The organism is Criblamydia sequanensis CRIB-18 (genome assembly GCF_000750955.1).
Lineage (GTDB): Bacteria > Chlamydiota > Chlamydiia > Chlamydiales > Criblamydiaceae > Criblamydia > Criblamydia sequanensis.
Genome location: NZ_CCEJ010000016.1, coordinates 1 through 11547, shown reverse-complemented (window position 1 = coordinate 11547; position 11547 = coordinate 1). Strand labels below are relative to the sequence as shown.

10 protein-coding genes are annotated in these 11547 nt (G+C 38.9%); 4 read left to right on the top strand and 6 right to left on the bottom strand.

Going from position 1 to position 11547, the window contains the following annotated elements; translation table 11 throughout:
- Positions 1 to 283 precede the first annotated feature (283 nt).
- Together CSEC_RS12395 and CSEC_RS12390 are read right to left on the bottom strand one after the other, a co-directional pair.
- On the bottom strand, positions 284 to 1120 hold the full coding sequence (locus tag CSEC_RS12395) for an alpha/beta fold hydrolase (protein ID WP_041018816.1): 837 nt from the start codon (positions 1118 to 1120) through the stop codon (positions 284 to 286).
- 20 nt (positions 1121 to 1140) lie between these two features.
- Entirely contained in the window at positions 1141 to 1536 is a 396-nt protein-coding gene (locus CSEC_RS12390; RefSeq protein WP_041018815.1) for a tautomerase family protein, read from the bottom strand.
- 152 nt (positions 1537 to 1688) lie between these two features.
- Between CSEC_RS12390 and dacB the strand changes: the two genes are divergently transcribed.
- Positions 1689 to 3230, top strand: a complete 1542-nt coding sequence (gene dacB / locus CSEC_RS12385; RefSeq protein WP_161780994.1) for a D-alanyl-D-alanine carboxypeptidase/D-alanyl-D-alanine endopeptidase — start codon at positions 1689 to 1691, stop codon at positions 3228 to 3230.
- Here dacB and CSEC_RS12380 read toward each other — a convergent pair whose 3' ends face one another.
- A complete protein-coding gene (locus CSEC_RS12380) occupies positions 3231 to 4259 on the bottom strand; it encodes a hypothetical protein (RefSeq protein ID WP_041018813.1) in 1029 nt (342 codons plus the stop codon).
- Between the two features lie 105 nt (positions 4260 to 4364).
- On the opposite strand from CSEC_RS12380, the gene CSEC_RS12375 reads away from it, so the two are divergent.
- Positions 4365 to 6389 carry an acyl-CoA dehydrogenase family protein gene (locus CSEC_RS12375; protein WP_041018812.1) on the top strand — a complete coding sequence of 675 codons (2025 nt, stop codon included), beginning with the start codon at positions 4365 to 4367 and terminating at the stop codon, positions 6387 to 6389.
- Positions 6390 to 6435: 46 nt separating this feature from the next.
- Here the strand turns inward: CSEC_RS12375 and CSEC_RS12370 are convergent, their stop codons facing one another.
- Positions 6436 to 7353, bottom strand: a complete 918-nt coding sequence (locus CSEC_RS12370; RefSeq protein ID WP_041018811.1) for a DUF6666 family protein — start codon at positions 7351 to 7353, stop codon at positions 6436 to 6438.
- A 102-nt stretch (positions 7354 to 7455) separates the two neighbouring features.
- Here CSEC_RS12370 and CSEC_RS12365 point away from each other — a divergent pair, with 102 nt between their 5' ends.
- Entirely contained in the window at positions 7456 to 8430 is a 975-nt protein-coding gene (locus CSEC_RS12365; RefSeq protein ID WP_053332069.1) for a TolB family protein, read from the top strand.
- Positions 8431 to 8433: 3 nt separating this feature from the next.
- Positions 8434 to 9861: a hypothetical protein gene (locus CSEC_RS12360; protein ID WP_237559250.1), complete on the top strand. Its 1428-nt coding sequence runs from the start codon at positions 8434 to 8436 to the stop codon at positions 9859 to 9861.
- 6 nt (positions 9862 to 9867) lie between these two features.
- Here the strand turns inward: CSEC_RS12360 and CSEC_RS12355 are convergent, their stop codons facing one another.
- Together CSEC_RS12355 and CSEC_RS13270 are read right to left on the bottom strand one after the other, a co-directional pair.
- Complete coding sequence (locus tag CSEC_RS12355; RefSeq protein ID WP_041018810.1) at positions 9868 to 10671, bottom strand: alpha/beta fold hydrolase; 804 nt, start codon at positions 10669 to 10671, stop codon at positions 9868 to 9870.
- A 117-nt stretch (positions 10672 to 10788) separates the two neighbouring features.
- Positions 10789 to 11547, bottom strand: a 759-nt coding sequence (locus CSEC_RS13270; protein ID WP_041018809.1) for a hypothetical protein, incomplete at its 5' end; no start/stop codon positions are given.

Sequence of the window (11547 nt, the reverse complement as noted above, 5' to 3'; positions counted from 1 at the left end):
TAATTAATTTGTTTAAAAAACAACTATTTTATTAACCACTTCTACAAGTAATTTGCCTAATAGGATTAAAATTTGACATTTAATTAATTTAAGAGGAGATTTGGACGAAAATGAAGGTTATTAATTTTTTTCAAATAAAAAACCCATTAATTTAACTAATAGTTTTTTTTCATCAGCTTATCTCGAAAAGCTTATGGGAACCTTTCCAAAGTTTATTAGCTAAAATTATCATCTTGTTACTACAAACAATTTAACTAAAGTTTTATTAAAAAAAATAATTAGTTTAAGTTTCCTTTAAAAAATTTAGCAAATCAGAATTAACTTCATCTTTATTTATAGAACACATTCCGTGGGAGCCGCCTTTATAAACTTTAAGTTTGGCGTTTTTGATTAATTTTGATGAAAGTTGGCCGGAATTTTTTAAAGGGACGATTTGGTCATCATCGCCTTGCAAAATTAGAGTGGGAATGTCAATTTTTTTGAGGTCTTCTGTAAAATCGGTTTCCGAAAACTGTCTAATACAATCATAGATTGCTTTAAGACCGCCGAGCATCCCCTGAAGCCAAAAAGAGTCTCTAAGGCCTTGGGAAACTTTTGAACCCGGGCGGTTAGCCCCATAGAAAGGTGCGCTGAGATCCTTAAAGAATTGAGCCCGGTCCGAGAGAACCTTAGATCGTAAGTCATCAAATACGGTTATTGGTAATCCATCGGGATACGCCTCAGTCTTTAACATAATCGGCGGAACGGCAGCTATTAAAACAGCCTTAGAAACACGCTTAGTTCCATAACGGCCTAAATACCGAACCACTTCTCCCCCTCCCGTAGAATGACCGACTAAAACAACGTCTTTTAAATCGAGAGCATTGATTAAAGCGGCTAAATCATCGGCATAGGTATTCATGTCGTTGCCGCTCCAGGGTTGGCTCGATCTTCCATGCCCTCGTCTATCATGGGCGATGGTTCGATAGCCGTGCGAAGAAAGAAAGAGCATTTGATCTTCCCATGCATCGGCAGTTAAGGGCCAGCCATGGCTAAAAACAATCGGTTGCCCGGAGCCATGGTCCTTAAAATAAATCTCGATATCCCGATTATTTTCTTTTCCGACGGAAATATAACTCATGAGGTTAATCCTAATACACTTTAAGGAGTTAGAGATGGCAAGGTTAAATGGGCAATTCCGTTTCCGAAGGACCAGTCCTCCCGGCCAACTGTTACAATCGTGACAAAAATGTCCTCTTTTCGAACTTTGGGGCTTTCCCCTAAAACTTTTACAAGCTCGCGATAGAGCTTTTTTTTCATCGCTTCCGTTCGAGGGCTTGAGGTGATATAAATCGCGATTAAGTTATCTGATCGTTTTACACCCCAGATGGTTTTATCAAAGTGAAAATGATCTTTTTTATATTCTGATACCAGTTGAAATCGATCATTCGAGGGAATTTTCCAAGCATTTTGAAGGGCTTGATGAATGCCGTCTCTAAGATTTCTAATATACTTAGGTGTTTTCCCTTTTAACAAATGGATATGAACTAATGGCATAAAATAGTTCCCTGTAATTGAATCCCTCACTTTTTTAAATAAAGAAATTTTTTAAATATTACCACCAAGAAAAATTTGAAACGGCAGGAGTTTATCGTTGCGAGTAATCAAAAAAATATCTTTAAGTTAAAAAAAAACAAATGAGGGTTCCAGTGTATATTTATTCTTTTCCTTTAGCTTTAATGACCCTTTTTAATTTCTTTCCCTTGTTAGCCTTGAAAGAATTACCCAAAGAAATGCGGTCTATTATGCATCAAGAGAAATATAAGCATTCCATTTGGGGAATCTATGCCAAAGATTTAGTCACAGGAGAAATTCTTTATGACCTTAATTCCAATAAACTCTTTTCTCCCGCTTCCACTTCTAAATTATTTTCTGTAGCCGCTCTTTTAGACGCTTTTGGAGATGACTATCGCTTTGAAACGCCTGTTTTTGCAAGCGCCCCTATAAAAAATGGAAAACTCGTAGGCGATCTAATTCTAGTAGCTCAAGGAGACCTTACCTTTGGAGGAAGACAACCGGATAGAGACACCCTTTCATTCACAAAAATGGATCATATCATTGCCAATGACGTTCCGGGAGCCATCATTACAAAAGAAGATCCCCTGGCGGCCATTAATGATCTGGCCAAGCAAATCCGTGATAAAGGGCTTTCAGAAATAGAAGGAAACATTCTTATTGATGTTCGTCTTTTTGAAACGACAGAAAAAAGAGGGATGACTCTATCCCCTATTATGATCAATGAAAATCTAATTGATTTTGTTATTAATCCAACCGAGATTGGGGAACAAGCCCATCTATTTTTTAGACCCGTAGTAAAAGGTTATAGTGTCGATAATCAGATTAAGACAGTTGCAAAAGACGAACCTTTAGAGATCGTCATAACTTCAAATGAAGACGGACAGAAACTTCTTTTAAAAGGTTCTGTTCCTTTAGATCACAGGGATGTTGTAAAAACTTTCGCTATAAAAGACCCTAAAGCCTTTGCAAGAAGCGCTTTTATTCAAGCTTTGGAAAGTGTTGGGATCAAGGTTAAGCAAACGGATTCAAGAGAAATTAAGCTGCCTGAAGATTATAAAAATTATCAGCAAATGGCTTTATGGATCTCGCCGCCTTTAAGCGAATACGGGAAACTAATCTTAAAAGTCAGCCATAACTTAGGCGCTGACTTGGTGCCGCTCTTGCTTGCTTCAAGAAATAGAGAAACCACTTTTTCTCAAGGAATGGAACTTATCGGCGATTTTTTGACACGAGAAGTAAAGTTAAGCCCCAATGAATTTGTGTTTATCGATGCGGCCGGCGGAAATGAAAATCGATTGACGCCAAGAGCTGAAGCTAAACTGTTAGATTATATGTACCATCAAACGGCTACAAAATTTGAACGTTTTAAAGAAGCTCTTCCAATACTTGGTGTTGATGGCTCTTTAGAAGATTTTGGAAAAGATTTGGAAGCTAAAGGCAAAGTTTTTGCAAAACCTGGAACCGGCGTCTCTTTTAATTTAGCCACTCAAAAATTTTTCTTAATCACTAAAGCCTTTTCAGGCTATATCCAAGGAAAAAATAATCACTTATATGCCTATATGGTGGTCGTCAATAATGCGGCTATGCCAACTTTAGAGGATATTTACGAGATGTTTGAAGACGCATCTAAACTCTCAAACCTGATTTATCAGCATACCGATGACAAAAATTAGTTATTCTTTTGGAAGCCATTTTTTTAAGCTTTCCGGGATTAGCCCTCTTAGCCAAGCCTCCACTAATAAGTGATTTTTGTGGTAAAAAATCCCTAAAAATAAGACGAGAAGCCCGATGAAACTAAGAAAGATCGGAAAGCTTAATGAATCTTGAAAATAGGAATTAAATAAGGAAATAATATAAAACATCACCCCAAGAACTCCGAAAAATAGAAATACGGTTCTTTGTAAAAGGACGGAGAGAAGCATAAGACCTAAATTAATCAGCAAATAAATGAATCTCATGGCTTCCGATGAGGATTCAAGAAGCGATAAGCCCCCCCAAAAGCTTAAAAGGCCAAAAAAATAGGGCCAAAAAGCAAAGTCCCTATTCCCCTTTAAATCAATAGTGTAAGCGATAGCTAGAATAATTAAACCAAAGACAATAGAAATCTTTTCTCGGATATCCGTGTAATATCTTGCTTCCCCAAATAAAAGAGGCACGCTATCCATTGACATAAACCAAAGAGCAAAAAAGATAGGCATCGTTAAAAAGGGGAAACGATAAAAATAAAGAGCAATAAGGCCGCCAACAAGGGTTGCTATTTCCATTAAAAAAAAGCCGCCTTTTATCCATGAAAAAAAGTTTTTATATTCGCCCGGCGGTTCCGTTATCCACCATCCAAACCATGTTTGAAATCCATAAACAGCAAGCGGTATCAAACAGACAGCTAGAGTAATAAGAAGGCCTCCGGGTGTTTTTAAATCTTTCTTATTCCAAAAGAATGAACCAAGCAGCAAAAGGGATATAAGGTAGACGCTTGAGATTATAAATATACCTTTTCCCCCGAAGCGATCCCAGGTTTCTCCAAGGAACCAAGATAAAGCGAGTAAAATTAAAAATGCTCCGAAATAGTAAAGAACCATCGATAGATTTAGCTTATTTGTGGAAGGGTTTGTGTTTAACTCCTCCCACAACTTATCTACAGAATCTCTAGGAAGACCTATTTTCGTTGCAGCTGAAATCAAATCCTGCTTTTCGATTTTCATAGTCTAAGCGCCTTAAAATGACTTTTATTAGATTTTTTTTTCTATCTTTACGAAAATGAATTTCCTAAACATACTCCCCGGTGAAATTTCTAAATAGGAAAATTTATGCAGCACGATGTAAGAGAGGCCCGAGCATTTGGAACTCAATTCTATAATGTTGGGGTAATTCCAGATGAGGGAATTGCCGTCAATCATGAACAACCAATAGAGGCGGCTTTAGTGATTCTAAGCCAAGGTTCAGGTATTCCCATAGATGAATTAAGAAAAATGAATGTGGAAGGATGGGTGCCTTCTGAAAATGGGGTTCCGACTATCAATAACAGAGAAGAATTAGAAAAACTCTACGACATAAAAAATAAAAAAAGTCCGCCCTCGGAAGAGAGAACCATTCTTGATGAGATGCTAGAAAAGCCAAGGCTCCGCAATTACAATTCTACGATTCAAGAAATTCGAGAAGCTACCATTGAACAGGTGCGCTTAATAATGTCTCATGAAGTGATCTCAATTGAAGAGCTGCATGAGTTTTTTGATTCCCCAAAAGTTTTAGACTTCATAAAAAAAATCGGTTTAGTAAGCCCTGATTTAGCAACTCTCCTTCTCGTTCACCTAATCTTATATGGCAAATCTGTGTTGACCCTCGGAACGGAAAAGCACCTACCTCTTGTTGAAAAAGCGAATCTCCTTGAGGTTATAGGCTGTCTAATGATGACAGAAGAAGGCGGAGGCTCAGATATAGCCGGGACAAGAACAACTGCTATATTTGATAATGAAACGAGACAATTTACCATAAATACTCCTTCAAGAAAAGCGACTAAGGCCTTTATAGGAGGAGCTGCTAAAAATGCCAACCGAACCGTTCTTTTTGCAAGGTTAATTCTTAAAGGTAAGGATTATGGAGTCCATGGATTTGAAATGGAAATTAGAAAAAATGGTGAACTTATTCCCGGGATTAAAGTAAAGGATATGGGGAAAAAATTGGGGCTAAATGGAGTTGATAACGCGTATGTGACTTTTGAAAATGTACGTATCCCCTATAATAGTTTATTAGATAAGTTTTGTGAAATTTCAAAAGAAGGTGAATATATTGCTAAAGAAGGCAATTTAGACCCTCTTACCCTCGTTACAAGGTTCTTGCTTGGTCAGTTTGTAAGCGGCCGACATACCATCGCCTATAATTCAGGGAACTCATTCTCTTTTTTGACAGCCGTTTTTGGCTGCTATCCGCCGTCGATGAGTAAATTTAGACACTCTAAAGAAATGGTGGATAATTTAGCTTTCTCTTTCGCGCATGAATTCGCAAGGCCCATCTATTTTGGAAATAATCTTAAAAATCATTTTAATGCGTCGGTCATGAAAGCCGTCGCTTCCCAAATGGCCATGGAATTTTTTGATAAAATCATCAATTTGTATGGCAGATCTTCTTCCCCACATCATTATGCTATCGTAAGAGAACTTGCCGAGTATCAAGCAGGCCTTGACGCTACAAAAACTTATGAAGGCGATAATAACGTCCTTCTTCAATTTGTCGCCGGAAAACAAATCTTAAAGCTTGCCTATCAAGAATACCTTGAATTGACAAAGCTTGATTTCTCGCTTCCTTCACTTCAAAAGAAGCTTGCTATTCTTTGGAAATATATTTCTCAAAATTTATTTACAAAAGAGCTCCCCTACTTTCTTTTAAAAGCTAAGATGCTTGAATTGCAAAAAAGTATAGCAAATAAAATGCGTGCCAGCGGTGGAAAACCGGAATTAGTGAAACGCATCTGGGACACAAGCTGTCAAGAAGAAGGGATAACGATTGCCAAGATCCATGCAGAGACTTTAATCATTAAAGAATTTTATAAAAAAGCAAAAGCGCTTGATGAGGAAGAAAAATCTACTAGATGGATGCATCTATTTGAAATTTACTCTTGGAATATATGCAAGCGTTACGTTCCTCATGTTAAGATTCCGGATTTATCCGATGCGTATGAAAACTTGATGCCGCAAGTTTTAGAGCTCTTAAGCCGTTTCGATTTAAAAATGGAGTGGCTTGACGCAATTATTCCAAAACCAAGTAAATCCATTCCTTTTGATAAATTCGACAATGTCGCTTATGAGTTAAGCATGAACTTATCTTGCGCTCTTTAATTTGTGAGAAGACAACGATTTTAAAAATCGTTGTCTTCTTTCAAAACTAGTCATTAAGGCTTGTATCGACAATGAAATTGCTATTATTAGCAATAGGCATGTAGGGAGCAGCTTGCCATAGGTCAGGACAGGCATTTGATTTGCATCCAAAAAAGTAATTGATACCGATGCAAATATTCGCTGCGTAGCTTTGAAACCTAGGAGATGCGCTATTATGATGCGGCCCCATATAAGCGCCATGCCCTTCCACGCTTAAACAAGAGCTTAAAGGTGCGCGAAAGCAAGCACCCACAATGTATTTACCGGCTTTACTATCAGAAAATAACAAGCTTTTTTTAAGAGGAACCCCTCCCCATATCATTACTTCAGCGCTAGTTTCAAAGTAATGCTTCCAAAAAAGATTGATTTGGCTAACTGCTCTAAAAAATACCGGAATTAAAAACGCACTTTTTTGATCGGTTCGGATATAAGCTGAGCCCCATAACCCAAATTCATCACCGGATGGAAATAGATAGCCTGCTTGCAGCCTTACTTGCCCAAAAGAAGGGTTTAGGCCAAAGACACCGAAATTTCTATTAAACATCCAGTCGACAATAGCACCGGCTTGTATGGGACAGTGGCAAGGATTTTTGTAAAAAAAGCCGCCGGAAATAAAACCTTGCTCTTGAATACTTGCGGAATCACTTAATCCAAGAGGGCCTCTGCCGGCCCAATCATAAACCCCATAACTTCCTCCAAGCTGAAGACCAATGCCGTCAAAAATAGCGGTTCCAAAATTAACTTCAATTAAACCGCCTGTATTACCATTCCAGCTGCCTTCCGATAGGCCTCTAAAATCATCATAGGCGATTCCAATTTCACCCGTAATAGGAAAAAGAAAACAACAGTCTTCTTCGGCATAGTTATTTTGAGAGAATAAAATAATTATAAAAATCGTGCTTATAAGATGAGACCACTGCTTCATAAAACCTCCAAAAAAAAAAACACAGTACCTTAAAAATCATATAGTCAACAAAGAATTTATTTCTAATTATGATTCTTTCAAATTTTGTCCTTATAGGGTCTTATGTGGAATTTTTTTTGGGCATTTTTCATATCCTTGATTTTTGAATTTTCTTGCCTAACGGATGAGCCTTATCTAAAAAATATTCATCAAATCACCTTTGATGAAATGGGGTTTGAAAGAGCAGGTGAAGCTTACTTCTCACCTGACGACTCAACTATTCTTTTCCAGGCTATCCCAAAAGGGAAAAAAGAATATCAAATCTATCGCATGAACTTAATGGATGGACTCCCTTTAATGGTAAGCACCGGAAAAGGCTCTTGCACTTGCGCTTATTTCCATCCAACCCAGGAGAAAATCATTTTTGCATCTTCTCATTCAGACCCTATGGAATTTAGAGAGGAAGAGGCTCATGAAAGCTATAAATGGCATCTGACCCCTTATATGAATATTTATGAAGCCAATCTAGATGGATCCGATTTAAAAGCTCTGACTGGAGGAGAAGCCTACCATGCAGAATGCGCCTACTCCCCTGATGGAACGAAAATTGTTTATGCAAGCAATGAAAGCGGCAGCATGAATATTTATGTGATGGATGCGGATGGGTATAATGCAAAAGCTATCACCCATACGGAAGGCATTTATAATGGAGGCCCTTTTTTTTCACCTGACGGAAAAAAAATCATTTTTAGAGCGGATAGGATGCGTCCTGATTATTTGCAAATTTATATGATCGATCTTGAAACCCTTGAAGAGGAACTTTTAACTGATAATGAAGCTATTAATTGGGCTCCCTATTGGCATCCGGATGGAGATAAAATTGCTTTTACAACTTCCTTGCACGGACACCATAGATATGAAATTTATCTTTTAGAACTAGCAACCGGAAGAATGCAAAGACTCACCGATTACCCCTCATTTGATGGGCTTCCCGTATTTAGCCATGATGGTAAAAAACTAATGTGGACTTCCAAGAGAAGCCCTAATCGCTCTTGTCAAATCTATATCGCTGATTTCATAAACCCTTTTGAGAGTTAAACTATGGTTTTTAGAAACATTTTACTTACAGCCCTATTAATTACGCTCGCATCTCTTTATGGAGATAACCAAACCTCCACTTTAAGCCCGGTCCTTCCTCAAACACCCCTTCCTTTTAATGTTAATATTGAACTTGCTAATTTAACTTTGCCAAATGGCTGGCATTCAGGTTCTTTTGGAACTTGGGATGGCAAAGTCTTGCTTTTTGCCGGAAGAACGAATGGCTTGCACGGGTTTGATGATGATCCAAACGTCAATAACTTTCCTCCAAGCCAGCAAAATACGATGGTTTATGTGATCGACTTTGCAAGCCAAACCATTTGGCAAAGGTCTTTATATGACCCGGCTTCCGGGTTAACCCAAGCTCAAATCGATACCCTTTCTGTTACAAGCCCTCAATGTTATCAAAGCGGTCACACTCTTTATATGACAGGCGGCTATGGCATTGATACGGCGACCGGCACCATGGGCACAAAACCTGTCTTAAGCGCCCTTGATATTCCGGGGATTGTACAGTGGGTCATAGAACCTAAAAGCAGAACGTTTGCAAAGTATCTAAGGCAAACCACCCACCCGCTTGTTCAAGTGACAGGAGGGGAAATGTTCCAATTAGGCCCTCACCAACCGACTTTACTTATTTTTGGACAAAACTTTACAGGAGAGTATAGAGACAATTCGAATGGGCAATACACAAGACAGGTGCGTTCCTTTCATATTTTAGATGATGGCAAGCACATTTATGTGGCGCCAAGTGAAGAAGAACCTCTTATCAACCCCGCTTATCGAAGAAGAGACCTTAATGTCGTTCCCATCATGTATCAAGGAAAAGGAAAATCAAAGCCAAGACCTGGCTATTTGGCCCTATCCGGAGTATTTACAGAAACAAGCGGCATTTGGACGGTCCCTGTTTTTATTTCCCCGCAAGGCAAAAGCTTAATGCCCGATCCTGAGGACCCAAACACTTTTAAACAGGCCATGAATAATTATGCCTGCGCCAATGTCGGTCTTTTTTCAGAGAATAGCAAAGACATGTACATCGTACTATTTGGAGGCATCACCTATGGATACTTTGAAAATGGCGTTTTTCAAACAGATTCTGAGATCCCCTTTACAAATGAAGTGACGACAATTAAAATGAATAGACGCGGTGTATTTACACAATACTTGATGGATAATCAATACCCGACTATCCCTTCCACTTTTACAAATCCCGGAAATCCCCTTCTCTTTGGCGCAGGCGCTCAATTCATAAGAAACGAGTCTCTTCCAATCTATCAAAATGGGGTTCTTGCGTTTGACAAGCTGAGGGATGGTCCTATCGTTATCGGGTATATTGTAGGAGGCATTCAAAGCACTCTTCCAAATACGGAAACTAACGCCGATTCTGCGGCCTCCCCTTATCTTTTTCTTGTGACCCTATCCCCGAGATAGCCTATTTCACTTTTGGAGGCCTTCTATGAAGGTCTCTAAAAGGCGATTAAAAGCTTCCGGTTGATCTACAAATAGAGCATGGCCCGCATCATCTATAATTTCTAAATGGGCCCTAGGAATCAAGGTCTGAAGTCTTTTCATGTAGTCTAATCTGGGGCCATTCACTGTTGTGATTAAGGTAGGGGTTACGAGTCGACTTAAGTCCTTTCGAAAATCCTGAAGCAGATAATTATCCATAAAAGTCATGGCGGTATTTGTCGGGGTTCGAAGCGCCGACTCTAAAAGTTTTTCTAGATAGGACTCTTTTTGAGGCTTCTTGAATATGCTTTTTATGAATTCTTTTGTTTTTACTTTGCGGTCTGTTTGCAAAGCCATCCAATAATCAATTGTAGACTGATAGAAAGGAAGGCTTGGGTCTATTCCTGCTAAGCCATCCACTAAAACAAGTCCCCTAAGTCCTTTTCCCCCGAAATGGAGGGCATAATTGACAACCTCTGGGACGGCAAGAGACCACCCGACTAAGATAAATGGCTCTAGCTTTAGCTCATCCACCATCGCTTTAATATCTTTTGCGATAGAGTAAGCATAGTGTCCTTCGGTTGCCTGCTCAGAATCTCCTTGGGATCGAATGTCTATAGCTGCCACCCGATACTCTTTAGAAAAGAAATCAAGCTGCTTATCCCATATCCAGGCGGGCATGAGGAAGCCCGGAACAAATAATAAGGAAATTTTATCAGCTTCTAAATTCTTTGCCAGATAATGAATCTTTACGCCTTGGCTCTTGATAAAGCCTTCCTTACTTCCGCTCATCCTCTTTCCTGACTGACATCTAAAATTTCATTCAAGAAGTTATGCGATTAATTTTCCAGAAGAAAGAAAAGCATAACTATTAAAAAAACAGTTATGCTTTTCTTTAAAAAGTTACGGTTATTTTGGGATTTCAAAGGATTGATGCCAATGTTTTTTCATTAACCCGTTTAAAACAATGTACCAAAACAGTTCGAGGGTAATTTTGCCATGTTTATAGCACCAACTAAGCGTGTGCCCTCTATCTTTAAGATAGTGCCTAAGCAATTTGTGAACAGCGTCATATTGAGCCTTCAATTCAGTTGAAGAAGCTAAAGCAAATATAGCGGAAAGATGAGAAGATCCAGAAGAAACCGCCGGGGCCAAACTAGTAGCAACTGCCTGGACTCCTGCAGAAACTACCGAAGCCACACTAGTTGCAACTGCCTGGCCTCCTGCAGAAACTACCGGGAGCACATTAACTTTAGAGACAAAAGATCCGAGAGCTGCTCCCCTATTAAAGAATAAGAAATATGCGGCTGCGCTAACACCAAATGCACCAAACCATAAGTACATCCCTCTAAATAACGTCTGATTAAAATAAGAGCATCTATCAAAGAGAGTTCTTGAATCGATACCTGTCATATAAAAGAAAGCTCTTTGTACTCTAGAAAATAAATCAGTGATAGAATGGGAATTCTCAAAGGCGCTTGGAGCTGAGGATTTAGCTTTGTTTAAAGCCTTGGCCGACTCTCTAGTTTCTGAAGAGTTCTCTTGTCCTTCAACAATTTCAACCTGAGTCTCTCTAACCTCTTCTTTTTCAGTGGATTCTTCTTCAATTTCTTGAATCGGCGTTGGAACTGGAAGCGCAACAGTCACCCTGTTTTGTAGGGCAGGAAC

What these genes read in the sequence shown, in the direction of transcription:
- CSEC_RS12395 (WP_041018816.1), bottom strand. Translation starts at nt 1,120, where the DNA reads ATGAGTTATATTTCCGTCGGAAAAGAAAATAATCGGGATATCGAGATT.
- CSEC_RS12390 (WP_041018815.1), bottom strand. Translation starts at nt 1,536, where the DNA reads ATGCCATTAGTTCATATCCATTTGTTAAAAGGGAAAACACCTAAGTAT.
- CSEC_RS12380 (WP_041018813.1), bottom strand. Translation starts at nt 4,259, where the DNA reads ATGAAAATCGAAAAGCAGGATTTGATTTCAGCTGCAACGAAAATAGGT.
- CSEC_RS12375 (WP_041018812.1), top strand. Translation starts at nt 4,365, where the DNA reads ATGCAGCACGATGTAAGAGAGGCCCGAGCATTTGGAACTCAATTCTAT.
- CSEC_RS12370 (WP_041018811.1), bottom strand. Translation starts at nt 7,353, where the DNA reads ATGAAGCAGTGGTCTCATCTTATAAGCACGATTTTTATAATTATTTTA.
- CSEC_RS12365 (WP_053332069.1), top strand. Translation starts at nt 7,456, where the DNA reads ATGTGGAATTTTTTTTGGGCATTTTTCATATCCTTGATTTTTGAATTT.
- CSEC_RS12360 (WP_237559250.1), top strand. Translation starts at nt 8,434, where the DNA reads ATGGTTTTTAGAAACATTTTACTTACAGCCCTATTAATTACGCTCGCA.
- CSEC_RS12355 (WP_041018810.1), bottom strand. Translation starts at nt 10,671, where the DNA reads ATGAGCGGAAGTAAGGAAGGCTTTATCAAGAGCCAAGGCGTAAAGATT.